We start from the raw sequence: 26,185 nt of genomic DNA on the forward strand, positions 1-26,185 counted from the left end.
TGGGGGTGGGCTTGCCCCGCGATGTGGCCGGCACAAGCAATCCACCCTCAAGGCTCATCATCGATCCGCCGCCCAGCCACCCGCCGCCCCCGGGTAATCAGCTCGGCAAATTGACGCGCGTTCAACGGATGGGCAAACAACCAGCCCTGCCCATAGTTGACCCCCTCGCTGTTGAGCAGTACCGCCTGGTCCTCTGACTCGATGCCCTCGGCGATCACCCGCAGGTGCAGGTCGTGGGCCATGCGGATGATGTGCGGCGCCACGCCGCTGCTGGCGGCGTCATGGCCCAGGGCGTCGATGAACGACTTGTCGATCTTCAGGCAGTCCACCGGCAACGTCTGCAAGTAGGCCAGGCTGCAATAGCCGGTGCCGAAGTCATCGATCAACACCTGGTGCCCCACGGCACGCAAGGCCTGCAGGTTGTCCCGCGCCACCACCACGTCGATCAGCCCGCGCTCGGTCACCTCGAAGGCGATCTGCCGGGGCGCCACCCGATGATGGGCCAGCAGCCGCGCCGCCACCCGGCCGATACGCGGCGCCATGACATCGCAGGCCGCCAGGTTGACCGAGATGTACAACTGGCGATTGGCCCGCAGCAATTGCCCCAGCTGCTCGAGCACCCGCTGCAGGACGAAATCGGTGATCTGGCGAATCTGCCCGGTGTTCTCCGCCAGGGGAATGAACAGGTCCGGGCTGGTCAGGCTGCCGTCCGGGCGGCGCCAGCGCACCAGCGCCTCGGCCCCGACGCAGCGGCGGCTGTCCAGCTCGAAGATCGGCTGGTACAACACCTGCAGTTCGCCCCGGCGCAAGGCCTGTTGCAGTTCCGAACTCATCGAGCGGCGTTGCAGGATCAGTTGCAGCACCAGCCAGCCGATGCACGCCGCCAGCACCAGGCTGCCGGGGAACAACAACCAGAGCAGGCCGTTGAGTTTCAGCGGCAGGCTGGCGCGAGGGGCGATCAGCACCAGCTGGTAGTCCGGCGACTTGGTGGACATGCGATAGACCAGCCGGTCGGGCAGCTCGATCAGCGACTTGCCCTGCGGCGGCGGCCAATCGGCGATCGGTGGCCAGGGTTGCGCCGGCCCCAGTACCGGGATGGCCCGCGTGCCCCGGTCCAGCACTACCAGCAGGCTGCCGCCCGGGGGCAGGTCGACCACGTCCGTGAGGTGGCCACGGGAGGTCGACACCACGAAGCGGCCCCGGCCCAGCATCAGCGCCGCGAGGTTCTCGTTGGGCTCGGTAGTGGTGTTGAGCCAGTAGCTGTAGGTCGGGCCCTGGATGTCAGGGCTGCGCAAGGGTTCGATAGTCCGCTCGCCGCCGCGGTTCGAACAGGCCAGCGTGCCTTCCACATAGGACGCCTCGTAGATGAACCGCGACTTCAGCGCCACCTGCTGCAGTTGCGCCAGCATCTGCGGGTCGCAGCCGCGCAGGGGTTGCGCCTGAAGCTGGTCCACGCCCTCGCGCAACTGACCGAAGACCTGCTCCAGGCGCTCCAGGAAACGCTCGCCCTGGGCGTTCATCTGCGCGCTTTCGCTCTGCTTCATCTGCTGCAAGGCCACGTTGACGCTGATCGCCAGCAACAGCACGGCACTGGCCAACGCCGCGAGCGCGGCCAACAGCCAGGGTCGGTGTAAAAATTGACGCACCGAAGCGAGGAGGTCAAACATGCGTGGCATCCAGTTGAATACCAAAGGTATAGCAACTGAATCGATGCTTGGCGTGGCCGCTGGGCGTGTGGAACGGTCCTATCGAGGATCGCCCAGCGATTTATGGTGCGCTGTTACACAGGAAGAAAAGGTGCAGGCTCTATCAGCGTGGGAGCGGGCTTGCCCCGCGATCACCGGCGAAGCCGGTGCCATGCACCGCATCGCGGGGCAAGCCCGCTCCCACGCTGAACATTCAAAAAACCGTATTAGCGCTTGCGGTTGAGCACCTGCAACATCGCCGCGGTCTGCGCATCCGGAACACCGTCGAAGCGCTGCGGACGGAAGCGCATCTGGAAGGCGGCAATCACATGGCGGGTGGACACATCCAGCTCGCCGGTCTGGTCGATGGCGTAGCCAAAGCGCGCCAGCTGCTGCTGGTACCAGGTGACGCTCGGCGGATTGACCTCGAAATAGGCCTGCTGTCGTGCCACCGAGGCGGCGTCCGGCCAGATACCCAGCCCGGCGTCGGCCAGGCGCTTCCAGGGGAATAGCGGGCCGGGATCGAGCTTGCGCAACGGCGCGATATCGCTATGGCCGATGATGTGGCGCGGATCGATGTTGTTGCGCTTGACGATATCCTTGAGCAACGCGATCAACGCCTGCACCTGCGCTTCGCTGTAAGGGTGCCAGACCCGACCGGTCGGCGTGTCGGTATACCCCTCGTTGACGATCTCGATGCCGATGGAGCTGGAGTTGAGCCAGGTGCGACCCTGCCACTGGCTGTCCCCGGCATGCCAGGCGCGGCGGTTCTCGTCCACCAGCTGATAGACCGTGGCCGGGCCGTCACCGATCAGGTAGTGGCTGCTGACTTCGCCATGGGTCAACAGGGCGAGTGAACGCTCTAGTGAAGCATTGGTGTAATGCACTACCACGAACTGGATACGGCTGTCCTGGTTGGCCGAAGGATGGCTGCGGTCAATGCGCAGGCCACTGGAACAACCTGCCAGGGCCAGCAGGAGCAGGGCGGTGAAGAGTCTTTTCATTGCAAGGGGCACGTGATGGAGTCAGCGGCGACAATGCTACAGTATAACGTGCCCATCACGATTGCTCACCCTGAACCCGACTAGCCCTGCTCCACCCGATTGCGCCCCAGCTCCTTGGCCCGGTACAACGCCTCGTCGGCGCGCTTGAGCACCTGATCGCCGCGCTCGCCGGAGCGGAAGGCGCTGATGCCGATGGAAGTGGTAATGACCACCCGCTCGCCCTTGAAGTGGAACGGGCAGGCCTCGATGGCCGCCCGCAGCGCCTCGGCCACCTGCGCCGCCGCGGGCGGCGAGGTCTGCGGCAGCAGCAGGACAAATTCCTCGCCACCGAAACGGGCGATGAAGTCGCGCCCGCGCAAGCGCTTGCGTAGCTGGTCGGCAACGATCTTCAGCACCTTGTCGCCCGCCAGGTGGCCATAACCGTCGTTGATACGCTTGAAATGGTCGAGGTCGAGGATGGCCATGGCCAGGTGGCCGCCGTTTTCCTGCCAGTCGAGCACCTCGCGCTCGACCTGCTCGCTCCAGGCCGCACGGTTGGGCAGGCCGGTAAGCGGATCGATCATGGCTTTCTGGCGCTGCTCCTCGAGGTGCTCGCGATAACCGAGGGCCTCCTGCTCCATGCTCGCCACGCGCTCGGCCAGGCCTTGCAGGCGGCTGGCCAGCTCGTGCTCGCGACGGTCACGCTCATGCTGGTGATCGTCCATGGTCACCAGCAGGCCTTCGAGGCGGTTCTCCAGGATGTGCTTGAGGCTGTCGACATCGACGGCGCCCTGCACGCTGCTTTGCAGGCCATCGACCTGCTCGCGCAGCTGGCTGTCCAGCTCGCGGGCGGCGGAACTGTTGTCGGCATGGCCGGCGCTGGCTTCGTGCAGGTGACTCTGGAAGGTCTCCAGGCGCTCGTTGAGCTGCTGCAGGTAGGCTTCGAACTCGTGCTGGCCACTGTCGGTGATCGCCAGCATGAGCACGGCCAGATCATCCAGGACTGGAATCAGCTCGTACCAGTTCAGCCCCCGTGAAACCCGCTCACGCATCTCCAGGGCCTGGGCCTTGTGGCGCTCCGGCAGGCTGAGGTCATCGAGCAGGCCGATCAGGGTCTGCTCGATATGGGCGGCAACCTGGCTGTACGGTGGCTCGACCGCGTCGGGGAGAGCATAAGGGCCATCTTCGCCGATAACCTCATCTGTCGCAGGTTCCAGCTTATCCGGTACGGGTTGCACGTCCTCGACAAGCGCCACGGGCTCAGCAACCGCCACGTCAACGGGCTCCACCTCGGCTTGAGGTTCGGCTTTCGGTTCGACAACGGGCACTGGCGTGGTTTCAACCAACGCTGGACCGGGCAGTTCAATTTCCGGCTCGGGTTCCGGTTCGGGCAATTCGGCAGGCGCGGTGTGCTCCTGCGCAGGCTCAGGCGCGACAGGCGGCACAGGCGGCACAGGTGCAAGAGCATGCAGTTCATCGGCATCCCTGGCCTGCGCCTCAGGCGCGATGACGGGAGACTCCTGCGCCGCAGGCACAGGTACTTCGACGGCCACAGGCGCAGGCACCAGCTCGCCCGGGGCCTCGTCACGGCCACCGAACAGGCGCTGCAGGAAGCCCGGGCGGGCCTCGTCCTCGGGCTTTTGCACCGCGCTCAGGGCGCGCCCCTGCAAGCCACTGAGCTCACCCAGCAAGGGCGGCAGTTCGCGGGACTGGCTGACCCCACCGTCGAGCTTCTTCGCCAGCTTTTTCAGCGGCCGCGACACCTCGCCCGGCAACGGCAGGGTCTGCAGCTGGGTGACCAGCGCGGTCAGCGCCTCGCTGACCTGGTTCATGCGGGTCTCACGGCGCTGCTCGGAGTCGAGCACGGCTTTTTCCAGGCGGGGAATCAGCCCGGCGAGGCCGGCGTCCATATTGTCGCTGCGGATGACCTCGCGCATTTCCTTCATGCACTGGTCAACGGTCTTGTCGCTACCTTCAGCCGCCAGGGTGCTGCGCACCAGGCCACGGCGCAGCAGGTCGAGGCGGGCTTCCCAGCGCCGCTCGAGCTTTTCCTGCTGCTCGATGCTCTTGAGGTATTTTTCTTTCCAGCGCTCGGCTTCTTCGGTCATGCCTGGATCCGCAACGGGTAGTGGCATCTAGTCCTGCAATCACTGGATTTCGGCGGAAAAGCCCAACACTTGAGTGCAGGATTCGCCCAGACAGGACTAACTCAGGACCGGCAGCGTATCCACTGTCAGGGCATCAGGCAATCGGATCTCGACGGCAACCGGAAGGTGGTCGGAAATAGGCTGCGCCAGCACCTCGACACGTTCGAGCGTCAGGCTTGGGCTGAGCAGGATGTGGTCCAGGCAGCGCTGGGGGCGCCAACTGGGGAAGGTAGCCTCGACCTGGGGCGCGATCAGGCCAAGATCGCGCAGTGGCGAGTGGTCGATCAGGTCGTTGGCATGGGTGTTCATGTCACCCATGAGGATCTGGTGGCGATAGCCACCGATCAGCTCGCGAATGTAGGCCAACTGGCGGGCGCGGGTCTTGGCGCCAAGGGCCAGGTGCATCATCACCACGATCAGCGCATCCTCGCCTTCGCCAAAGCGCACCAGGATCGCCCCGCGGCCGGACGGGCCGGGCAGGGGGTGGTCTTCCAGATGCTGGGGCTTGAGGCGGCTGAGCACGCCGTTGCTGTGCTGGGCGAAACGCCCGAGGTTGCGGTTGAGCTGCTGGTACCAGTAGGGGAAGGCACCCAGATGGGCCAGGTGCTCGACCTGGTTGACGAAGCCGGAACGCAGGCTGCCGCCATCGGCTTCCTGCAGGGCCACCAGGTCGAAGTCGCCGAGCAGGTCGCCGATCTTCTGCAGGTTGCCGGCGCGCCCGTTGTGCGGCAGCAGGTGCTGCCAGCTGCGGGTGACATAGTGCCGATAACGCTCGGTGCTGATGCCGACCTGGATGTTGAAGCTGAGCAGCCGCAGGCGACCATCTTCCGGCAGACCGGTGGCCCGCAGGTGATGCTCGTTGACCTGCGGCTGGGGCAGGCCAATGCCTCGCGTGGCACGCAAGCGCATGGCGGTCGCCGCTTACTTAGCGGCGCGCTCCTTGGCGATCAGTTGGTCAGCGACGTTCAGCACGCCTTCCGGACCTTGGGCGGTGCCCAGGTCGAAGCGGTACTTGCCGTTGACGACCATGCTCGGGACGCCGGTGATCTCGTACTTCTTGGCCAGTTCCTTGGCCTGGTTGACCTGGCCCTTGATGGCGAAGGAGTTGAAGGTGGCGAGGAACTTGTCCTTGTCCACGCCCTGGGTGGCCAGGAAGTCGGCCATTTCCTCAGGCTTGGTCAAGCGCATGCGCTTGTTCTGGATGGCATCGAATACCGCGTTGTGGACGTTGTGCTCCACACCCATGGCTTCCAGGGTCAGGAACATCTGGCCGTGGGCATCCCATGGACCACCGAACATGGCCGGTACGCGCTTGAAGTTGACGTCCTTGGGCAGCTTGTCGACCCAAGGGTTGATGACCGGCTCGAAGTGGTAGCAGTGCGGGCAGCCATACCAGAACAGCTCGACGACTTCGATCTTGCCGGGTACCGAAACCGGGACCGGGTTGCTCAGCTCGATATATTCCTTGCCGGCGGTGGCAGGCTCCGCGGCCTGCACGGCGGCCATACCGAATACGCTGGCGGCGACCAGCGCGGCGCTGAGAATCAGTTTACGCATGCTTTACTCCTGAGCAGTCTTTGGTCGCCTCGACGCGACCCGTGTAGGACAGGCCGGGAAGGGCTCGAGTTCTGTAGTGTAACGGCTATGGACAGAAAAAAGGGCAGCCTGGGCTGCCCTTTTCATCTTTAGCGCTGGTGCATTAACCGAGTGTTAACGCGTATTTCAGTGCAGGCCCTGGATGTAGCTGGACAGTGCTTCGATGTCCTTGTTGCTCAGCTTGCCGGCGATGGTGCGCATGGTCATGGCGTCGCCGTCGTTGGTGCGGTTGCCTTCGCGGAAGTCGGTCAGCTGCTTGCCGACGTACTGCGCGTGCTGGCCGCTCAGGTGCGGGAATTTCGCCAGGGCGATGCCCGCGCCGTTGGGCGAGTGGCAGCCGGTGCAGGCGGGCATGCCTTTCTCGAGGTTGCCGCCATTGAACAGGGCACGGCCACGCTCGACCAGTTTCGGGTCGGCGGCGCCCACGCTGCCTTTCTGGCTGGCGAAATAGGCGGCGATATCGGCCAGGTCCTGGTCGTTGAAGTTGGCCAGCATGCCGGTCATCTCCAGCACGGTACGCTTGCCGTCCTTGATGTCATGCAGCTGCTTGTTCAGGTAGGGCTCACCTTGGCCGGCGAGTTTCGGGAAGTTCGGTGCCAGGCTGTTGCCGTCAGGGTTGTGGCAGGCCCCACAGACAGCTGTTTTGGCCTGACCGGCAGCAGCATCGCCTTTGATGGGTCCCGCAGCAGTTGCCGCACCTGCGACCCCCATGGTCAACAGCAGACTCACGAATAGTTTGTTCATCAGCTAATCCAACACGGCTAAGGGTGAAATGTTATGTATCGGGACTGCCGCTCATCCAAAGGATGACCAAACGGTAGTCCTCGGCACTGCAGTCCATGCACAATCCACGCGGCGGCATAGCCTTGAAACCCTGTGTAACATGCACCACCAGTTGCTCCATGCCTCGCGCCAGCCTTGGCTCCCAGGCCGCCCGGTCACCGCTTTTGGGTGCCTGGGGCAGTTGTCCGGCGTGACAGGCCGCGCACGTGCGGTTGTACAACGCCTCGGGATCCTGTGTAGCCTGTGCGCTGAAAAACGGCAGGAACATACCGACAGCAAGCAGCCATTTCGCCATGCGAAACGACCTGACAGGGTTGGGGGCCGCGCTGCGTTCTGTTGCGCGAGCTATTGTTCGACACCCCATGCTCAATTGCCTTCGCTGGGCGAATGAGCACACAAAAACTGGGGCATTATATACTTCCGCCAGCCAAACGGAAACGACACCGCTTGCCAGGCCTGGTCCTACGCCTCCAGCGCTGGGCAACACCCACATCGGAAATCCCATGCAAGTCAAGAACCCCATCCTCGGCCTCTGCCAGAAAGCCAAATTCGCCCTCAGCGCCGCCAAGGTCGAACAATGCCCTGAAGACCAGGGTTACGAGGTGGCTTTCGCCGGCCGTTCCAACGCCGGTAAATCCAGCGCCCTCAACACCCTGACCCACGCCAGCCTGGCGCGCACCTCGAAGACCCCCGGGCGCACCCAGCTGCTGAATTTCTTCAGTCTGGACGATGAACGGCGTTTGGTCGACCTGCCGGGCTACGGTTATGCAAAAGTGCCGATTCCGCTCAAGCAGCACTGGCAGAAACACCTGGAAGCCTACCTGGGCAGCCGCGAGTGCCTGCGCGGGGTGATCCTGATGATGGACACCCGCCACCCGATGACCGACTTCGACAAGATGATGCTCGACTGGGCCAAGGCCAGCGGCATGCCCATGCACATCCTGCTGACCAAGGCCGACAAGCTGACCCATGGCGCCGGCAAGAACACCCTGCTCAAGGTGCAGGCGGAAATCCGCAAGGGCTGGGGCGATGCGGCGACCATCCAGCTGTTCTCGGCGCCCAAGCGCCAGGGGCTGGAAGAGGCCTACCGGGTGCTGGCGGACTGGATGGAGCTGGAAGACAAGCCGGTGGCCTGAGGCGATCCCCGTCTATGTAGGAGCGGCCTTGTGCCGCGAAAGGGGCGCGTAGCGGCCCCAGGATTTCAGCTTCGCAGCATGATTGTGGGGCTGCTGTGCAGCCCTTTCGCGGCACAAGGCCGCTCCTACACACGGGCTGTGTTGGACCCTGAATTCCGGGCAAAAAAAACCCCGGACTTCGTATGGGGAGGGGGAAGTTCGGGGTCCAAGTCCGGACCGCTAGGGCGGGGTCCAGATATCTGCCAACACTTAACACAACATAGGAGCATCGAAAGGCTTCACCAGCCATTCAGTACCTCTGAGTGGCGGTTCACCGGTTTAGTTCCGAGCCCCTCGAAACTATTTGCGATAGTTTCATGAAACTCCCGATCTAAGGCCCGAGGCCAGCACCGGATCCGCGACACTACGCCGCAGATCCTACACAGCTTTCACGCGGCGTTTAGTGAGCTTCGTCCCAATTCGAGCCAACGCCCACTTCCACCAGCAGCGGCACATCGAGTTCCGCGGCACCGCTCATGTAGCCACGAATTTCATCTTTCACCTGCTCGACCAGGTCCTCGCGCACCTCGAGCACCAGTTCGTCGTGTACCTGCAGGATCACTCGCGCATCCAGCTTGCTGTCGGTCAGCCAGTTGTCCACCGCCACCATGGCACGCTTGATGATGTCCGCCGCGGTGCCCTGCATCGGGGCGTTGATCGCGGTACGCTCGGCGCCTTTGCGCAGGGCCGGGTTCTTGGCGTTGATATCCGGCAGGTACAGGCGACGGCCGAATAGGGTCTCGACGAAGCCCTGCTCGGCGGCCTGGGCGCGGGTGCGCTCCATGTAGGCCAGCACGCCGGGATAACGGGCGAAATAGCGGTCGATGTAGTCCTGGGACTGCTTGCGGTCGACGCCGATCTGCTTGGCCAGGCCGAACGCGCTCATGCCATAGATCAGGCCGAAATTGATCGCCTTGGCGCTGCGACGCTGGTCAGTGGTGACGTCCGCCAGTGCCACGCCGAACACTTCGGCGGCGGTGGCGCGGTGCACGTCCAGGTCGTTGCGGAAGGCATGCAGCAGGCCTTCGTCCTTGGCCAGGTGGGCCATGATGCGCAGCTCGATCTGCGAATAGTCCGCCGCCAGCAGCCTGTAGCCTGGGCTGGCGACGAAGGCCTGGCGAATGCGTCGGCCTTCGGCGGTGCGCACCGGGATGTTCTGCAGGTTCGGGTCGCTGGACGACAGCCGGCCGGTGGCGGCCACGGCCTGCTGGTAGGAGGTGTGGATTCGCCCGGTGCGCGGGTTGATCTGCCCCGGCAGCTTGTCGGTGTAGGTGCTCTTGAGCTTGCTCAGGCTGCGGTACTGCATGAGCACCTTGGGCAGCGGGTAGCCCTGCTCAGCCAGGTCATCCAGGACCGCCTCGGCGGTGGACGGCTGGCCCTTGGCGGTCTTGCTCAGCACCGGCATGCCCAGCTTGTCGTAGAGGATCGCGCCCAGCTGCTTGGGCGAGCCCAGGTTGAATTCCTCGCCGGCCAGGGCGTATGCCTCACGTTCCAGCTCGACCAGCTTCGCCCCCAGCTCGCCGCTCTGCACGCCGAGCAGCGCGGCGTCGACCAACGCGCCCTGGCGCTCGATCTTCGCCAGCACCGGCACCAGCGGCATCTCGATGTCCATCAGCACCGGCAGCACGCTCGGCGTCTTGGCCAGGCGCGCCTGCAACGCGTGGTGCAAGCGCAGGGTGATGTCGGCGTCCTCGGCCGCGTAGGGGCCGGCCTTTTCCAGGGGGATCTGGTTGAAGGTCAGTTGCTTGGCGCCCTTGCCGGCGATGTCCTCGAAACCGATGGTGGTGTGGTCCAGGTACTTCTGCGCCAGGCTGTCCATGTCGTGACGGGTGGCGGTGGAGTCGAGCACATACGACTCGAGCATGGTGTCGTAGGCCACGCCGCGCATCAGGATCGCCGGGCTGCCGTTGGCCAGGATGTTGATGTCGTACTTGGCGTTCTGGCCGATCTTGCCCTTGGCCGGGTCTTCCAGCAGGGGCTTCAGGGCCAGCAGCACGGCGTCACGGTCGAGCTGGGCGGGGGCGCCTTCGTAATCGTGGGCCAGCGGCACGTAGGCGGCCTCGTGGGGCTCGACGGCGAACGACAGGCCGACCAGTTGCGCCTGCTGCGCGTCGAGGCCGGTGGTCTCGGTGTCGAAGGCGAACAGTGGCGCCTGGCGCAGCTTCTCCAACCAGGCGTCGAAACGCGCCTGGTCGAGGATGGTCTCGTACTTCGGCTCGACCTTCTCGGCCACAGGCTCAACGTCGGCAGCAACGCTGTCACCGGCCTTGGGCGCGCTGCGCTGGACTTCGGCCACCCAGCTCTTGAACTCCATCTCGGTGTACAGCGCCAGCAGCGCCTCGCGGTCCGGCTCGCCGCAGACCAGGGCTTCTACTTCGACATCCAGCTCGACATCGCACTTGATGGTCGCCAGCTCGTAGGACAGGAAAGCCGCGTCGCGGTGCTCCTCGAGCTTGGCCGGCAGGGTCTTGGCGCCACGGATGGCCAGGGCCGGCACCTTGTCGAGGTTGTCGTACAGGTCGCGCAGGCCACCACCGATGCCGGTCAGCAGGCCGACCGCGGTCTTCTCGCCAACGCCCGGCACGCCGGGGATGTTGTCGACCTTGTCGCCCATCAGGGCGAGAAAATCGATGATGTGCTCGGGACCTACGCCGAACTTCTCGTGCACGCCGGCGATATCCAGCACGCTGCCGGTCATGGTGTTAACCAGGGTGACGTGGCCGTCCACCAGCTGGGCCATGTCCTTGTCGCCGGTCGAGATGATCACCGGGCGGCCGGCAGCGGCGGCACTGCGGGCCAAGGTGCCGATAACGTCGTCAGCCTCCACGCCTTCGACGCACAGCAGCGGGTAGCCGAGGGCGCGGACGCTGGCGTGCAGCGGCTCGACCTGCACCCGCAAATCGTCAGGCATGCTCGGGCGGTTGGCCTTGTATTCGGCGAACATGGCGTCGCGGAAGGTCCCGCCCTTGGCGTCGAAAACCACCGCGAACAGGCTGTCCGGGTACTGCTTGCGCAGGCTCTTGAGCATGTTCAGCACGCCCTTGACCGCGCCGGTGGGCAGGCCCTTGGAGGTGGTCAGCGGCGGCAGCGCGTGAAAGGCGCGGTAGAGGTAGGACGAACCGTCCACCAGGACGAGGGGCGCTTGGCTCATGAGGAGAATCAACCTTTTCGACGGGTCCGGCGCTAGAATAGCCGGATCAATGACGACAAAAGGACTAGGTTATCATGCGCACACCCATTCGCCTGTTACTGCTCGGTCTGCTGGCCACCATGCCAGTCGTCACCCTGGCGGCGGACGAAGCCCCATCGGCCGATCCCGATGTAACCATTCGCACGGAAGGCGACAAGACCATCCAGGAGTACCGTCAAAACGGCTTCCTGTATGCGATCAAGGTCACGCCGAAGAACGGCAAGCCTTATTTCCTGGTACGCGCCGATGGCTCCGAAGGCAATTTCATTCGTTCCGACCAGCCGGACATGCTGATTCCGTCCTGGAAGATCTTCGAGTGGTAAGCTAGTAACGCGTATCGTTCTTATCAACCAGGCACTTCCGGCGGAAGTGCCCGCATGGGCAATTCTTCAACATGTCAGTCTTCACCCCTGTGTCCCGGCCTGAGCTGGAAACCTTTCTGGCGCCGTACGAGCTGGGTCGCCTGCTCGATTTCCAGGGCATCGCCGCCGGTACCGAGAACAGCAATTTCTTCGTCAGCCTGGAAAAGGGGGAGTTCGTCCTCACACTGATCGAGCGCGGGCCGGCTGAAGACATGCCGTTCTTCATCGAGCTGCTCGACGTGCTGCACGCTGCCGACATGCCGGTGCCCTACGCCCTGCGCGACCGCGACGGCAACGGCCTGCGCGAGCTGTGCGGCAAGCCGGCGCTGTTGCAGCCACGGCTGTCGGGCAAGCACATCAAGGCCCCGAACAACCAGCACTGCGCCCAGGTCGGCGAGCTGTTGGCGCATATCCACCTGGCCACCCGCGAGCGCATCATCGAGCGCCGCACCGACCGTGGCCTGGACTGGATGCTCGAATCGGGCGCCGAGTTGCTGCCGGGCCTGAACCTGGAACAGGCCGGGCTGCTGCAGCCGGCACTGGCGGAAATCACCGCGCACAAGGCGCAGATCCTCGCCCTGCCCAAGGCCAACCTGCACGCCGACCTGTTCCGCGACAACGTGATGTTCGAAGGCACCCACCTGACCGGGCTGATCGACTTCTACAACGCCTGTTCCGGGCCGATGCTGTACGACATTGCCATCACCGTGAACGACTGGTGCCTGGACGAGCAGGGCGGCATCGACCTGCCACGCGCCCAGGCCCTGCTGGGCGCCTATGCGGCGCTGCGGCCGTTCACCGCCGCCGAGGCCGAGCTGTGGCCGGTGATGCTGCGGGTGGCTTGCGTGCGCTTCTGGCTGTCGCGCCTGATCGCGTCGCAGGCGTTCGCCGGGATGGACGTGATGATCCATGACCCGAGTGAGTTCGAAGTGCGCCTGGCGCAGCGCCAGCAGGTGGCGTTGAAGCTGCCGTTCGCGCTCTGATAGGCAATAGCAGCATTTGTGGGAGCGGGCTTGCCCCGCGATTGCGCCGGGCCTGCCAGCGCTATCGCGGGGCAAGCCCGCTCCCACCTGATCCGCCTACAGCCTCAGAGTTGTTCCAGGCAACCGGTCAGGTCGCTGCCCAGCTTCTCCAGCAAACGCTCATAGCCCCTGGCATCCACCGCATCGCTGCCCCCCAGCGCATCCAGCTCCGCCAGGCGCACCGGCAAACCAGCGGTCAGCGTCTCGGCCAGGCGCGGGCGCAGCGGCGGCTCGCTGAATACACAGGTCTTGCCCACCGCCTGCAGGCGCTTGCGCATGGCGGCGACGTGCTGCGCGCCCGGCTGCACTTCCGAGGCGACGCTGAACACCCCGGTATGCTTCAGGCCATAGGCGGCCTCGAAGTAGTCGAAGGCTTCGTGGAACACGAAGTACGGCTTGCCGGCGATCCCCGCCACCCGCTGCTTGATCCGCCCATCCAGGGCATCCATGCGCTCGACGAACAGCTTGAGGTTGGCCTGGTAGCGCGGCGCATTGGCCGGATCCGCTGCCGCCAGGTCACCGGCCATCTTCGTCGCGATCACCCGGGCATTCACCGACGACAGCCACAGGTGCGCATCGAGGCTGCCCGGACGGTGGTCATGGTCGTGATCGTCGTGGTCTTCCTCGTCATGCGAGTGGCTGTCCTCGCCGAAGTGGCGCAGTTGCAGGCCCGACAGCGACTGCACGGCCACGGTCGGCTTGGCGCGGCTCTTCAGCACACGGGGCAGGAAGCCTTCCATGTCCGGGCCGATCCAGTACAGCAGGTCGGCATCGGCGACCTTGCGCACGTCGGAGGGGCGCAGCGCGTAGTTGTGCGGGGAAGCACCCGGCGGCAGCAGCACATCGGGGCTGCCGACGCCGTCCTGGACGGCGGCGGCAATCTGCTGCAGGGGCTTGATGCTGGTCAGCACGCGCACGTCGGCGTGGGCCGAAAAAGCGATGAAAGCGACAAAGAGGGCAAGGAATCGGGACACGGTGGATACTCGGGTCGTCAGAAACAGGTAACATAATAACGTCTCCATCCTGAACCGTCGCTGCCCATGTCCATCACGCCGCTGGCCCACCGTCCCCACGATCATTCCCACTGCGTCCACAGTGCGCTGGCCGAGGCCGACGCGCTGTGCAACCGTCAGGGCCTGCGCCTGACCGCCCTGCGCCGCCGCGTGCTGGAGCTGGTGTGGCAGAGCCACAAGCCGCTGGGCGCCTACGACATCCTCGCCGTGCTCAGCGAGCAGGACGGCCGCCGCGCCGCGCCGCCCACCGTCTATCGGGCGCTGGACTTCCTGCTGGAGAACGGCTTGGTGCACCGCATCGCCTCGCTCAATGCCTTCATCGGCTGCAGTCATCCCGAGCATGCGCACCAGGGCCAGTTCCTGATCTGCCGCGAATGCCATGTGGCCATCGAGCTCGAGCAGAACAGCATCAGCGACGCCATCGTCAGCAGCGCCAAGGCCGTGGGCTTCGCCGTCGAGACGCAGACGGTCGAAGTGGTCGGCCTGTGCGGCAACTGCCGGGGCAAGGCATGAGCGACGCCCTGATCCGCCTCGAGCAGGTCGGCGTCAGCTTCGGCGGCGAGGCGGTGCTCGACAGCATCGACCTGGCCGTCGCGCCCGGGCAGATCGTCACCTTGATCGGGCCCAACGGCGCCGGCAAGACCACCCTGGTGCGCGCCGTGCTCGGCCTGCTCAAGCCGCACCAAGGCAAGGTGTGGCGCAAGCCGAAACTGCGTATCGGCTACATGCCGCAGAAGATCCAGGTAGACGCCACGCTGCCGCTGTCGGTGCTGCGCTTCCTGCGCCTGGTGCCCGGTGTAGACCGCGCGGCAGCCTTGTCCGCGCTGCAGGAAGTCGGCGCCGAGCAGGTGATCGACAGCCCGATCCAGACCATCTCCGGCGGCGAAATGCAGCGCGTGCTGCTGGCCCGCGCCCTGCTGCGCGAGCCCGAGCTGCTGGTGCTGGACGAGCCGGTGCAGGGCGTCGACGTGGTCGGCCAGACCGAGCTGTACAACCTGATCACCCGCCTGCGCGACCGCCATGGCTGCGGCGTGTTGATGGTCTCCCACGACCTGCACCTGGTGATGAGCGCCACCGACCAGGTGGTCTGCCTCAACCGCCATGTGTGCTGCTCGGGCCACCCGGAGCAGGTCAGCAACGACCCGGCCTTCGTCGAGCTGTTCGGCCAGAACGCGCCGAGCCTGGCCATCTACCACCACCATCACGATCACAGCCACGACCTGCACGGCTCGGTGATCGCCCCCGGCGCCCATGTCCACGGAGAGCACTGCAAGCATGGCTGATTTTCTTCTCTACGCCCTGCTTGCCGGCCTGTCGCTGGCGCTCGTCGCCGGTCCGCTGGGCTCCTTCGTGGTCTGGCGGCGCATGGCCTACTTCGGCGACACCCTGTCCCACGCCGCGCTGCTTGGCGTGGCGCTGGGCTTCGCCCTGGACGTCAGCCCGGCGCTGGCGGTAACCGTCGGCTGCCTGTTGCTGGCGATCCTGCTGGTGACCCTGCAACAGCGCCAGCCACTGGCCTCGGACACCCTGCTCGGCATCCTCGCCCCCAGCACCCTGTCGCTGGGCCTGGTGGTGCTGAGCTTCATGCACGATGTGCGCATCGACCTGATGGCCTACCTGTTCGGCGACCTGCTGGCGATCAGCACCACCGACCTGGCCTGGATCCTCGGCGGCAGCGCGCTGGTGCTGGTGCTGCTGGCGATGTTCTGGCGGCCGCTGCTGGCGGTTACCGTGCATGAGGAGCTGGCGATGGTCGAGGGCCTGCCGGTGGCCGGCCTGCGCCTGGCGCTGATGCTGCTGATCGCCGTGGTGATCGCGGTGGCGATGAAGATCGTCGGCGTGCTGCTGATCACCTCGCTGCTGATCATCCCGGCCGCCGCGGCACAGCGTCACGCCCGCTCGCCGGAACAGATGGCCGTGGGCGCCAGCCTGCTGGGGGTTACCGCGGTCTGCGGCGGCCTGGCGCTGTCCTGGTTCAAGGACACCCCGGCCGGGCCTTCGATCGTGGTCTGTGCGGCGGTGCTATTCTTGCTGAGCCTGGCGTTGCCGAAACGCTGAGATTCCAGGGCGCCTGCTGACGCGCCCTGCAACCTTTTCATCGCTTGAAGGTCTGACAAGACCAGTTTTCGAGCGTGCGCACCTGGGTGTAGACTTGCTCGCTTTTTGCGCAAATAGAGAGTCGCAGGAATGAAGCCGTTCGCCTCACGTTATCTGCTTGTTGCCGCGTTTTCCCTGTTCCTGGCCGCCTGCTCCAGCAAGCCGGCCGAGCAGCCGGTCGCGCCTGCCCAGCCGGATGCCTGGCAGCAGCTGGAACAAAGCATCGCCAGCAACGAACTGGCCACCGCCGAGGACCAGCTGGCCGCGCTGCAGGCCCAGGTGCCGGGCGATGCGCGCCTCGAACCGCACCAGCGCCAGCTGGCCGAGGCCTACCTGCAACGCAGCCGCATCGTCCTGCAAAAGGGCGATGTGAATGCCGCCGCCACCGCGCTGGCCCGCGCCCGGGCGCTGATGCCCCAGGCCCCGGCCCTGACTGGCGGCGATGCCATGGCCCAAGCGCGCAAGGCCGAGCTGGAAAAGGCCGAGGCGGCGCTGAAGGCGGCCGAGTCCAAGCCCAAGGCCCGGGTCATCGACCCGACCGCGCCCAGCACCGTGGTGGCGTTGAAGACCACCGACAGCCGGGCGATGCGTCGCCAGTTGGATGACATCGCCGCCGACGTGGTGAATTACCAGTGCGAGGTGGTGTTCCAGGTGCCGCGCACCCAGGACGCGCCGTGGCTCAAGACCCTGCTGGAGAAGCGCGTGCGCAAGCTCGACAGTGGTTTCGAGCTTGAGCAGAAACATGAGATCCAGCGTTCACTGCCGGCGCAGGTGGTGCTGATCCCTCATCAGCAGTGATCAATCTCGGGGCAAGCCCGCTCCTACAGGGGTTATGCGATCCCTGTAGGAGCGGCCTTGTGTCGCGAAAGGGCTGCAAAGCAGCCCCGGCAATTCCAAGCCGAGCACCAACTATCGACACTTGAAAGGGCTGATTCTTACGCAGGTATCGCCTCGGCAGCCGCCTCCCGCGCCCACACTCGATGCCCCTCTAGCGCCTTGAAGAACCCATCGAACGCCTTCTGCCCATCCCCCAACAACAGCCCCACATCCTCCTTCAGCCCCAGCTTGTTCAGCAGCAGCTTGCCTTCACTGCTTACCCCAATCGGCTTGAGATGCTTATAGGCTTCCAGCAGGAAATGCCTGGCCACGCCGCTTTTCTCCAGCGCCTCCAGCGACACCTTGCCCGCCGGCACCCACACGCCATCGAACATCACCGACGGCATGCCTTCCATGGAGGCATCCACCGGCAGTGGCGTGCCATCGGCAGCCTTGACCGGCGCCGAGGTCGGGCCCAACAGCACGGGACGTGCGCGCTTGGCCTCCAGCGCCTTCACAACCTTGTCGACGCTGCCAGCATCCACGCCATCGGCCACCAGAATGGCGACCTTGCGCCCACTGATGCCGATTCCACCGGGATGGTTCATCTGGCTCAAGGCCTTTGACTGCGCGGGCTTGCTGCCTTTTACCTTGACCGTGCCGGCCTTGGGTGCCGGCAGCCCGAGGTTGGCCGCCACCGCCGCCGCCAGCTTGAGGTCGATGTTGGCGAGGATCTCGTTCACCTCCCGGGCGCGAATCGCCTCGCGCTCCACCTTGCCCAACTCGAAGCTGTAGGCCTTGATGATGTGCTGCTGCTCCGTCGGGCTCATGCTCTGGAAGAACAATCGGGCCTGGGAAAAATGATCGCCGAACGATTCGCTGCGCTGGCGGATCTTGTGGGCATCGATACGCTCCCCATAGCTCTCGAAGCCACCATCCCGCGCGGCGGGTGGCGTCTCTTGCGGCCAGCCGCCATCGATGGAGTTGGGCTCGTAGGCGGCGCGCCCCTTGTCGAGAGTCATGCGGTGCATGGCATCGCGCTGGCTGCTGTGGTTGGGGGCGATGGGACGGTTGATCGGTATCTCATGGAAGTTCGGCCCGCCCAGGCGGCTGATCTGGGTATCGGTGTAGGAGAACAGCCGGCCCTGCAGCAGCGGGTCGTTGCTGAAGTCGATGCCCGGAACGATATGCCCCGGGCAGAAGGCGATCTGTTCGACCTCGGCGAAGAAGTTGTCGGGGTTGCGGTCGAGCACCATCCTGCCCAGCGGTGTCACTGGCACCAGCTCTTCGGGGATGAGCTTGGTCGGGTCGAGCAAGTCGAAGTCGAACTTGTGCTCATCGGCCTCAGGGACGATCTGCACGCCCAGCTCCCACTCCGGGTAATGGCCGGTCTCGATGGCCTCCCACAGGTCGCGGCGGTGGTAGTCGGTGTCCTTGCCCGCCAGCTTCTGCGCCTCGTCCCACAGCACCGAGTGCACGCCCTGGCGCGGTTTCCAGTGAAACTTGACGAAACTGGCGACACCCTCGGCGTTGACCAGGCGGAAGGTATGCACGCCAAAGCCTTCCATCATCCGCAGGCTGCGCGGGATGGCGCGGTCAGACATGGCCCACATGACCATGTGCGCCGATTCCGGCACCAGCGAGACGAAGTCCCAGAAGGTGTCGTGGGCCGAGCCGCCGGTGGGCATCTCGTTGTGCGGCTCGGGTTTCACTGCATGGACGAAGTCGGGAAACTTGATAGCGTCCTGGATGAAGAACACCGGCATGTTGTTGCCGACCAGGTCGAAGTTGCCTTCATCGGTGTAGAACTTCACCGCGAAGCCCCGCACGTCACGCACCGTGTCGCCCGAGCCGCGCGGCCCCTGCACGGTGGAAAACCGCACGAACACCGGGGTGAGCTTTTCGGGATCCTGCAGGAAACCGGCCTTGGTCAGTTCGGCATGGCAGCCGTAGCTCTGGAAGTATCCATGGGCGCCGGTCCCGCGAGCATGGACGATACGCTCGGGTATGCGCTCATGGTCGAAGTGGGTGATCTTCTCGCGCATGATGAAGTCTTCGAGCAGCGAAGGCCCGCGGGCGCCGGCCTTGAGGCTGTTCTGGTTGTCGGCGATCCTCACGCCCTGGTTGGTGCGCAGCGCCTGGCCGCTGGCGTCGCTGCGAAAGGCTTCCAGGCTCTGCAACTTGGCGTTGGTGTTGGCCTTGTCGGGGGTTTCGGTGCCCGCGACCGGGCTCGGCTGCGGCGCCTGGGGCTTCTTGCTGGGCATCTTCGGCTCTCCTCATCAGTACTTGGGCTTGTTCAAGTAGATGACTGGGAGGCCGTCGGATGCGTTCAATCGGATTGCCGACCGTCGCGATATGCCGATTGGATTGGAGCATTGCGAAATTAATGCTAAGAACAGGCAGGGGAAAAGGCTAAAATGCGCGACCCCGGCTAACCGCTGACCCAAATTCCATGCGCCCCACAAGGTTCGCTCAGTGATCGAGTTTCAAAATGTCCACAAGACCTACCGCGTCGCCGGTAGGGATATCCCGGCCCTGAACCCGACCAGCCTGACCATCGAAGATGGCCAGGTGTTCGGCCTGATCGGCCACTCCGGTGCCGGCAAGAGCACCATGCTGCGTCTGATCAACCGCCTCGAGGAGCCGTCCGGCGGCAAGATCGTGGTCGACGGCGAGGACGTCACCGCCTTCGACGCCAACCAGCTGCGCCGCTTCCGCCAGCAGGTCGGGATGATCTTCCAGCACTTCAACCTGCTGGCGTCCAAGACCGTCGCCGACAACGTCGCCCTGCCGCTGGTGCTGGCCGGGGAGTTGCCGCGTGGCGAGATCGACAAGCGCGTCACCGAGCTGCTGGCCCGCGTCGGCCTGTCCGAGCACGCCAAGAAGTACCCGGCACAGCTGTCGGGCGGACAGAAGCAGCGCGTCGGCATCGCCCGCGCCCTGTCCACCAACCCGAAGATCCTGCTGTGCGACGAGGCCACCAGCGCCCTCGACCCGCAGACCACCGCCTCGGTGCTGCAACTGCTGGCCGAGATCAACCGCGAACTGAAGCTGACCATCGTGCTGATCACCCACGAGATGGACGTGATCCGCCGGGTCTGCGACCGCGTGGCGGTGATGGACGCCGGGCAGATCGTCGAGCAAGGCCCGGTGGCCGACGTGTTCCTGCACCCGCAGCACGCCACCACCCGGCGTTTCGTCCAGGAGGACGAGCAGGTCGACGAGAACGAGCAACGCGACGACTTCGCCCATGTGCCGGGCCGCATCGTGCGCCTGACGTTCCAGGGCTGCGCCACCTACGCGCCGCTGCTGGGCACCGTGGCCCGCGAAACCGGTGTCGACTACAGCATCCTGGCCGGACGCATCGACCGCATCAAGGACATTCCCTATGGCCAGCTGACCCTCGCCTTGATCGGCGGAGACATGGACGCGGCATTCGCCCGCTTCACTGCAGCTGACGTACATATGGAGGTACTGCGTTGATGGACGCCCTGAATTTCTTCGCCAACGTCGACTGGGCCGAAATCTGGCTGGCCAGCATCGACACCATGATCATGCTGTTCGGCTCGCTGTTCTTCACCGTGCTGCTGGGCCTGCCGCTGGGCGTGCTGCTGTTCCTCTGCGGGCCGCGGCAGATGTTCGAGCAGAAGGGCGTCTACGCGCTGCTGTCGCTGGTAGTGAACATCCTGCGCTCGCTGCCGTTCATCATCCTGCTGATCGTGATGATCCCGATCACGGTCCTGATCACCGGCACCTCGCTGGGTGTCGCGGGGGCCATTCCTCCGCTGGTGGTGGGGGCCACGCCGTTCTTCGCGCGCCTGGTGGAAACCGCCCTGCGCGAGGTGGATCGCGGCATCATCGAAGCCACCCAGTCGATGGGCGCCACCACCCGCCAGATCATCACCAACGCCTTGCTGCCGGAGGCCCGTCCGGGCATCTTCGCGGCGATCACCGTCACCGCCATCACCCTGGTCTCGTACACCGCCATGGCCGGCGTGGTGGGCGCGGGCGGCCTGGGCGACCTGGCCATCCGCTTCGGCTACCAGCGTTTCCAGACCGACGTGATGGTGGTCACCGTGGTCCTGCTGCTGATCCTGGTGCAGGTGCTGCAGAGCGTCGGCGACAAGCTGGTCGTGCATTTTTCCCGTAAGTAACCCCAATGGGGTCGGCCTGGCCGACCCGTTCGGGGGCCGTCGCGGCCCTCACAAGGAGTGATCAATGAAGAAGCTGCTTGCTGTTGTCGCCGCCGTCGCGGCCTTCTCGGCCCACGCCGAGACCCTGACCGTCGCCGCCACCCCGGTGCCGCACGCCGAGATCCTCAAGTTCGTCCAGCCGCAGTTGGCCAAAGAGGGCGTGGAGCTGAAGGTCAAGGAATTCACCGACTACATCCAGCCGAACGTGCAGGTCGCGGAAAAGCGCCTGGACGCCAACTTCTTCCAGCACCAGCCGTACCTGGATGAGTTCAACAAGGCCAAGGGCACCCAGCTGGTCAGCGTTGCCGGCGTGCACCTGGAGCCGCTGGGCGCCTACTCGAGCAAGTACAAGAAGCTCGACGAACTGCCATCCGGCGCCACCGTGGTCATCCCCAACGACGCCACCAACGGCGGCCGTGCCCTGCTGCTGCTGGACAAGGCTGGCGTGATCAAGCTCAAGGACAGCAAGAACATCCTGTCGACCGTGAAGGACATCACCGGCAACGACAAGAAGCTGAAATTCCGCGAGCTGGAAGCGGCCACCATCCCGCGCGTGCTGACCCAGGTCGACCTGGCGCTGATCAACACCAACTATGCACTGGAAGCCAAGCTGAATCCGGAGAAGGACGCCCTGGTGATCGAAGGCAGCGATTCGCCTTACGTGAACATCCTGGTGGCCCGTCCGGACAACAAGGACGCCGATGCCATGAAGAAGCTGGCTGCGGCCCTGCATTCGCCTGAGGTGAAGCAGTTCATCACCGAGAAGTACAAGGGCGCGGTGATTCCGGCGTTCTAAGCTGATATCCCCGGGGCCGCTTTGCGGCCCATCGCGGCAGGCCCGAGGAACGAACACCAATCGCGGGGCCAGCCCGCTCCCACGCCAGATTGCGTTCTGGTGTGGGAGCGGGCTGGCCCCGCGATTCATTTCAACGGTCAGTCGCGCTTGACCAGCCCCGGCAACTGCGCCACCAGCTTCTGGTTGTTGAACGGCGCACGGATGAACCCGCGCTGGCGCCCGTCCGGGCCGACCACCGCCAGGTTGCCACTGTGATCCACGGTGTAGCCCGGCTTGCTGGTATCGGCCGGAATGAACGGAATGCTCAAGGCATTGGCCAGCTTCTGGGTGTCCTCGATCGACCCTGCCACCCCGACGAAGTCCTTGTCGAAGTAACCCAGGTACTGCTTGAGCTGGTTCGGCGTGTCGCGGTTCGGGTCGACGCTCACCAGCACCACCTGCAAACGCTCCAGCGCCTCCTTGGGCAGCTCGCTCTTCACCTGGCGCAGCTGGGCCAGGGTGGTCGGGCAGATGTCCGGGCAATAGGTGTAGCCGAAGAACAGCAACGACCACTTGCCCTTGAGCTGGTCAAGTACCAGCGGCTGGCCGTTCTGGTCGGTCATGGTCACGTCGGGCACGGTGCGGCTCTGCGGCAGCAGGATGATGCCGGCATCAATCAGCTCGGTGGGGTTCAACTGACCACGGTCGTTGAGCACCTTGTTGACGGTCAGGCCCATGATCAGCGCGACCAGGGCAACGAGGATGAAGACGGTTTTCTGGGTTCGGGTCATAGGTTCAGCAACAGGTAGTGGTCTACGAGCAACGCGATGAACAGGGCGAACAGGTAGCCGATAGAGTACTTGAACGTCTTGATCGCCGCGTGCGGCCGGGTGCCACGGTACAACACCCAGGCCCAGTGCAGGAAGCGCAGGCCCAGCCCCAGGGCACAGGCCAGGTACAGCGGTCCGCTCATGTGGATGACATACGGCAACAGGCTCACCGCCAGCAATATCAAGGTGTAGAGCAGGATGTGCAGGGCCGTGTAGTGCTCGCCGTGGGTAACGGGGAGCATGGGAATATCAGCTTTTGCGTACTCCTCCTTGCGATGAATCGCCAGGGCCCAGAAGTGCGGTGGCGTCCAGGCGAAGATGATCAGCACCAGCAGCAGTGGTTCGGCGCCCAGGTGCCCGCTGACCGCCACCCAGCCCAGCAACGGTGGGGCCGCTCCTGCCAGGCCGCCGATCACGATGTTCTGCGGCGTGGCACGCTTGAGAAAGCCGGTATAGAGCACCGCGTAACCGAGCAGCGAGGCCAGGGTGAGCCAGGCGGTGAGGGGGTTGGTGAACGCCAACAGCAGGGCCATCCCCGCCACGGCCAGCAGCAAGGCGAACAGCAACGCCGGCAGGGGCGCGACCCGGCCCTGGGCCAGCGGGCGCTTGTGGGTGCGGGCCATCAGCGCATCGACGCGGCGGTCGACCACGTGGTTGACCGCCGCCGCGGCCCCCGCGCACAAGCCTATCCCCAGGTTGCCGAACACCAGGACGCTCCAGGCCACCCCCGCGCGGGTGGCGAGAAACATGCCCACCAGCGAGGTGATCAACATCAGCACCACCACCTTCGGTTTGGTCAGCTCCATGTAGTCGCGCCATCCGGCGCGCTGGCGTTCCGTGCTCAGAAGCGTCGCCACGAATCGTTCCTCATGTGATGGGAAAGGTGCACGCCGGTCACCGGCGTCAGGCGCCAGCCGTGGCCCACACGGACCTTGTCGACCACGCGAATGCGGTAGTTGACCAGCACCATGCACAGCAGCAGCAGGGCGCCGCCGGCGTTGTGCGCGACGGCCACGCCCAGGGGCAGGTGGAACAGCACGTTGCTGATGCCCAGGCCCAGTTGCAGCGCCAGCGCCAGCAACACCAGGCGGGCCAGGCCACCGAGACCGTGGCGGTGCAGTTTCCAGCTCAGGGTCAGCAACACCAGCATGACCAGCATCGCGCCCAGGCGATGGCTGATATGAATCGCGGTGCGCGCGTCACTGTCCAGTTGCCCGCCGAGGTAATTGGGGCCGACGTGCTGGGTCAGGTGGAAGCCGTTGCTGAAGTCCGCCGCCGGCCACCACTGGCCGTGGCAGGTGGGCAGGTCGATGCAGGCCACCGCCGCGTAGTTGGCGCTGACCCAGCCCCCCAGGGCGATCTGGCCGATGACCACCAACAGCGCCAGCGCGGCGATCCGGCGCAGGCTCAGCGGCAGTTTCGGCAATGGCGCAAAGGCCCGGGATAGACGCAGGGACAGCAGGAAAAGCAGGCTCACCGTGGTGAACCCGCCGAGCAGGTGCGCGGTGACTACCTGGGGCCAAAGCTTCAAGGTAACCGTCCACATGCCGAACGCCGCCTGGGCCAGTACCACCCCCAGCAGCAATACCGGCAGGCGGTAGGGCTGGCCGTCGCGGGCATGCCGGCGCACGGCCTGGAAGGCGAGCAGGGCGATCACCAGCGCCAGGGTGCCGGCGAAATAGCGATGGACCATCTCGGCCCAGCCCTTGGCTTCTTCCACCGGGTGCTCGGGGAAGTGCAGCTCGGCATGGGCCAGCTGGGCATCGGTCTTGGGCACGCCGATGAAGCCGTAGCACCCCGGCCAGTCGGGGCAGCCGAGACCGGCATGGGTCAGCCGGGTATAGGCGCCGAGCAGCACCACCAGCAGCGCCAGCAGGGTGGCGAACACAGCGAGACGGAATCCGGGTCTGGCCATGGCGGCCTCCTAGCCGATGTTGGACAGCTTGAGCAGGTGGCGCAGGTCGTCCAGCACATGCTTGCCGTTGACCTTGGCGTCGTAGCGCAGCACCAGGTTGCCGTGGGGGTCGACGATCCACAGCTGCGGGCCCACTTCGCCGACCTTCTGCACATAGCGTTGGGCGTCCAGCGGGTAGCGCTGCAACTGCGGGTATTCGCGGCCCAGCAGTGCCTGGTAGTCGGCAGCCAGTGGCTGGGCCGCCGCCAGGGCATGGCTGGCACGGCTGGCGTCGCGGCCCAGGCCGACCTGGATCTGCCGGGCCAGGTACACCAGTTGCCGGCACTCCTCGGCGCAGGCCTCGGGGGCGCTGACCAGCAGCTGCCAGCGCTCGTCCCGGGCATCGATGCCGATGTCCGCGCGGCCCTCGCCGTTGCCGATCATCACGCCGTGATAGCTGCGCCCCTCCGGCACCCAGAACTTGAGCTTGTACATGAAGGTGGCAAGGATCATCGGCCCGAGCACGACGAACAGGATCAGCAACAGTTGCAGACGACCCCGCGGCTTGCGGCGGTCAGGCACGTCCAGTGGACTCGTGGCGGCGGCCATGGTGGTTCTCCTTGTCGTTGTGATGCCAGCCGAAATACAGGTAGAGCAGCACCAGCGTGGTGGCCAGGGCGAACCACTGCACGGCGTAGCCCTGGTGCTTTTCCGGGCCCATGGCGACCACCGGCCAGTCCAGGCGGTAGGCGGCCGGGCCGGGCTGCAGGCGCAGTTCCTGGGCGAAGCCTTCGCGGCCCAACTGCTGCCAGAGCCCGGCCGGGTCGATTGCCGTCAGCAGTTGCGGCCAGCGGCCGTCCGGGTTGTCCGGGTGCAGCTGGAAGGTCTTGCCCGGCGCCACGTAGACCGTGGCGTCCAGCGCCAGGGCCTGGTCCGGGGTGTCGAAACGCACCGGCACCCGGCGATCGGGCCAGGGCAGCCAGCCGCGGTTGACCAACAGCCACAACCCGCTGGCCTGGTCGTGGAAGGGTTGCAGCAGCTCGACGCCGGCCTTGCCGTCGCGCATCTGGTTGTCCAGCAGCAGGCTGTGCGCGGCGTCGAAGCGGCCATACAGGTGCACCGGGTAGAACGCCGGGGCCGGCAGTTGGCGCAGCTGTTCGACAGCTACCGGCGCCTCGATCTGGCGCTCGGTGTAGGCGGCGAGCAGGTCGCGCTTTTCGTCGGCGCGGCGCAACTGCCAGCAGCCGAGCGCGATCAGCCCCGGCAGCAGCGCGAGCACCACCAGGGTCGGCAGCAGGCCGGGGCGAAACGGCTTCATCGGGGCCTCGTCAGGTCGAGCGCTATACTTGTACCCATCACCGCATCCCCCTGGAGTTACGCCATGCTCAAGGCCGCGATAGTCCTGATGCTGCTGGCCACCATCGCCAGCCTGTTCAGTGGCCTGGTGTTCCTGGTCAAGGACGACGACCAGTCGACCCGCCTGCTCAAGGCCCTTACCGTGCGTGTCGCCCTCGCCACCCTGACCATCGCGCTGGTGGCCTGGGGGCTGATCAGCGGGCAACTGGTGTCGCACGCGCCCTTCTGAGATCACTGAACTTTTCCTCGTGGGAGCGGGCTTGCCCCG

The 26,185-nt window shown here is 65.3% G+C and carries 26 protein-coding genes; 11 read left to right on the forward strand and 15 right to left on the reverse strand.

Annotated features, from left to right (window positions below):
- Positions 1-47: 47 nt before the first annotated feature.
- From HU735_RS01870 to HU735_RS01900, 7 genes are all read right to left on the reverse strand, one after another.
- Positions 48-1,667, reverse strand: a complete 1,620-nt coding sequence (locus HU735_RS01870) for an EAL domain-containing protein (protein WP_186712195.1) — start codon at positions 1,665-1,667, stop codon at positions 48-50.
- A 245-nt stretch (positions 1,668-1,912) separates the two neighbouring features.
- On the reverse strand, positions 1,913-2,689 hold the full coding sequence (locus tag HU735_RS01875) for an N-acetylmuramoyl-L-alanine amidase (RefSeq protein WP_186712196.1): 777 nt from the start codon (positions 2,687-2,689) through the stop codon (positions 1,913-1,915).
- 80 nt (positions 2,690-2,769) lie between these two features.
- Positions 2,770-4,776 (reverse strand): GGDEF domain-containing protein, encoded by a 2,007-nt coding sequence (locus HU735_RS01880; protein ID WP_186712197.1) that lies wholly within the window; start codon positions 4,774-4,776, stop codon positions 2,770-2,772.
- A 96-nt stretch (positions 4,777-4,872) separates the two neighbouring features.
- Complete coding sequence (locus HU735_RS01885; protein ID WP_050703204.1) at positions 4,873-5,724, reverse strand: endonuclease/exonuclease/phosphatase family protein; 852 nt, start codon at positions 5,722-5,724, stop codon at positions 4,873-4,875.
- A 12-nt stretch (positions 5,725-5,736) separates the two neighbouring features.
- Positions 5,737-6,372, reverse strand: a complete 636-nt coding sequence (dsbA, locus tag HU735_RS01890; protein WP_050703203.1) for a thiol:disulfide interchange protein DsbA — start codon at positions 6,370-6,372, stop codon at positions 5,737-5,739.
- 165 nt (positions 6,373-6,537) lie between these two features.
- A complete protein-coding gene (locus tag HU735_RS01895; protein ID WP_186712198.1) occupies positions 6,538-7,155 on the reverse strand; it encodes a c-type cytochrome in 618 nt (205 codons plus the stop codon).
- A 31-nt stretch (positions 7,156-7,186) separates the two neighbouring features.
- The gene (locus tag HU735_RS01900) at positions 7,187-7,489 is read right to left on the reverse strand and encodes a c-type cytochrome (protein WP_050703202.1); all 303 of its coding nucleotides are present in this window, start codon (positions 7,487-7,489) and stop codon (positions 7,187-7,189) included.
- Positions 7,490-7,697: 208 nt separating this feature from the next.
- Between HU735_RS01900 and yihA the strand changes: the two genes are divergently transcribed.
- A complete protein-coding gene (yihA, locus tag HU735_RS01905) occupies positions 7,698-8,330 on the forward strand; it encodes a ribosome biogenesis GTP-binding protein YihA/YsxC (RefSeq protein WP_110736025.1) in 633 nt (210 codons plus the stop codon).
- 439 nt (positions 8,331-8,769) lie between these two features.
- Here the strand turns inward: yihA and polA are convergent, their stop codons facing one another.
- The gene (polA, locus tag HU735_RS01910) at positions 8,770-11,520 is read right to left on the reverse strand and encodes a DNA polymerase I (RefSeq protein WP_186712199.1); all 2,751 of its coding nucleotides are present in this window, start codon (positions 11,518-11,520) and stop codon (positions 8,770-8,772) included.
- 74 nt (positions 11,521-11,594) lie between these two features.
- Here polA and HU735_RS01915 point away from each other — a divergent pair, with 74 nt between their 5' ends.
- Both HU735_RS01915 and HU735_RS01920 read left to right on the forward strand, forming a co-directional pair.
- Positions 11,595-11,882, forward strand: a complete 288-nt coding sequence (locus HU735_RS01915) for a DUF2782 domain-containing protein (RefSeq protein WP_050703199.1) — start codon at positions 11,595-11,597, stop codon at positions 11,880-11,882.
- 71 nt (positions 11,883-11,953) lie between these two features.
- Entirely contained in the window at positions 11,954-12,904 is a 951-nt protein-coding gene (locus tag HU735_RS01920; RefSeq protein ID WP_186712200.1) for a homoserine kinase, read from the forward strand.
- A 104-nt stretch (positions 12,905-13,008) separates the two neighbouring features.
- Here the strand turns inward: HU735_RS01920 and HU735_RS01925 are convergent, their stop codons facing one another.
- Entirely contained in the window at positions 13,009-13,965 is a 957-nt protein-coding gene (locus HU735_RS01925; RefSeq protein WP_186712201.1) for a zinc ABC transporter substrate-binding protein, read from the reverse strand.
- A gap of 18 nt (positions 13,966-13,983) precedes the next feature.
- Between HU735_RS01925 and zur the strand changes: the two genes are divergently transcribed.
- From zur to HU735_RS01945, 4 genes are all read left to right on the forward strand, one after another.
- Complete coding sequence (gene zur / locus HU735_RS01930; RefSeq protein WP_050703196.1) at positions 13,984-14,469, forward strand: zinc uptake transcriptional repressor Zur; 486 nt, start codon at positions 13,984-13,986, stop codon at positions 14,467-14,469.
- On the forward strand, positions 14,466-15,239 hold the full coding sequence (gene znuC, locus HU735_RS01935; protein WP_186712202.1) for a zinc ABC transporter ATP-binding protein ZnuC: 774 nt from the start codon (positions 14,466-14,468) through the stop codon (positions 15,237-15,239). The genes zur and znuC overlap by 4 nt, the downstream gene beginning before the upstream one ends.
- Positions 15,232-16,014, forward strand: coding sequence for a zinc ABC transporter permease subunit ZnuB (gene znuB, locus HU735_RS01940; protein WP_050703194.1), 783 nt, complete (start codon positions 15,232-15,234; stop codon positions 16,012-16,014). The genes znuC and znuB overlap by 8 nt, the downstream gene beginning before the upstream one ends.
- 129 nt (positions 16,015-16,143) lie before the next feature.
- Complete coding sequence (locus HU735_RS01945; RefSeq protein ID WP_186712203.1) at positions 16,144-16,851, forward strand: PA5502 family lipoprotein; 708 nt, start codon at positions 16,144-16,146, stop codon at positions 16,849-16,851.
- A gap of 137 nt (positions 16,852-16,988) precedes the next feature.
- Here HU735_RS01945 and katE read toward each other — a convergent pair whose 3' ends face one another.
- Complete coding sequence (gene katE / locus HU735_RS01950) at positions 16,989-19,133, reverse strand: catalase HPII (RefSeq protein WP_186712204.1); 2,145 nt, start codon at positions 19,131-19,133, stop codon at positions 16,989-16,991.
- A gap of 211 nt (positions 19,134-19,344) precedes the next feature.
- Between katE and HU735_RS01955 the strand changes: the two genes are divergently transcribed.
- From HU735_RS01955 to HU735_RS01965, 3 genes are all read left to right on the forward strand, one after another.
- A complete protein-coding gene (locus tag HU735_RS01955) occupies positions 19,345-20,352 on the forward strand; it encodes a methionine ABC transporter ATP-binding protein (protein ID WP_050703191.1) in 1,008 nt (335 codons plus the stop codon).
- The gene (locus HU735_RS01960) at positions 20,352-21,023 is read left to right on the forward strand and encodes a methionine ABC transporter permease (protein ID WP_050703190.1); all 672 of its coding nucleotides are present in this window, start codon (positions 20,352-20,354) and stop codon (positions 21,021-21,023) included. Before HU735_RS01955 ends, HU735_RS01960 begins: the two co-directional genes overlap by 1 nt.
- A 64-nt stretch (positions 21,024-21,087) precedes the next feature.
- Positions 21,088-21,858, forward strand: coding sequence for a MetQ/NlpA family ABC transporter substrate-binding protein (locus tag HU735_RS01965; protein ID WP_050703189.1), 771 nt, complete (start codon positions 21,088-21,090; stop codon positions 21,856-21,858).
- A 137-nt stretch (positions 21,859-21,995) separates the two neighbouring features.
- On the opposite strand, the gene HU735_RS01970 is transcribed toward HU735_RS01965, so the two are convergent.
- Genes HU735_RS01970 through HU735_RS01990 form a run of 5 tightly spaced genes read right to left on the reverse strand, consistent with a single transcriptional unit; the run spans position 21,996 to position 25,879 of the window.
- A complete protein-coding gene (locus HU735_RS01970) occupies positions 21,996-22,628 on the reverse strand; it encodes an SCO family protein (RefSeq protein ID WP_028688687.1) in 633 nt (210 codons plus the stop codon).
- On the reverse strand, positions 22,625-23,524 hold the full coding sequence (cyoE, locus tag HU735_RS01975; protein WP_186712205.1) for a heme o synthase: 900 nt from the start codon (positions 23,522-23,524) through the stop codon (positions 22,625-22,627). Before cyoE ends, HU735_RS01970 begins: the two co-directional genes overlap by 4 nt.
- On the reverse strand, positions 23,509-24,582 hold the full coding sequence (locus HU735_RS01980) for a COX15/CtaA family protein (RefSeq protein WP_186712206.1): 1,074 nt from the start codon (positions 24,580-24,582) through the stop codon (positions 23,509-23,511). Before HU735_RS01980 ends, cyoE begins: the two co-directional genes overlap by 16 nt.
- Positions 24,583-24,591: 9 nt before the next feature.
- Positions 24,592-25,170: a hypothetical protein gene (locus HU735_RS01985; protein WP_050703186.1), complete on the reverse strand. Its 579-nt coding sequence runs from the start codon at positions 25,168-25,170 to the stop codon at positions 24,592-24,594.
- Entirely contained in the window at positions 25,136-25,879 is a 744-nt protein-coding gene (locus HU735_RS01990; RefSeq protein WP_186712207.1) for an SURF1 family protein, read from the reverse strand. Before HU735_RS01990 ends, HU735_RS01985 begins: the two co-directional genes overlap by 35 nt.
- A gap of 63 nt (positions 25,880-25,942) precedes the next feature.
- Between HU735_RS01990 and HU735_RS01995 the strand changes: the two genes are divergently transcribed.
- Positions 25,943-26,146, forward strand: coding sequence for a twin transmembrane helix small protein (locus tag HU735_RS01995; RefSeq protein ID WP_023628968.1), 204 nt, complete (start codon positions 25,943-25,945; stop codon positions 26,144-26,146).
- The last annotated feature ends 39 nt before the right edge of the window (positions 26,147-26,185 follow it).

This window comes from Pseudomonas sp. BW16M2 (genome assembly GCF_014268865.1).
In the GTDB taxonomy this organism is placed as follows: domain Bacteria; phylum Pseudomonadota; class Gammaproteobacteria; order Pseudomonadales; family Pseudomonadaceae; genus Aquipseudomonas; species Aquipseudomonas peradeniyensis.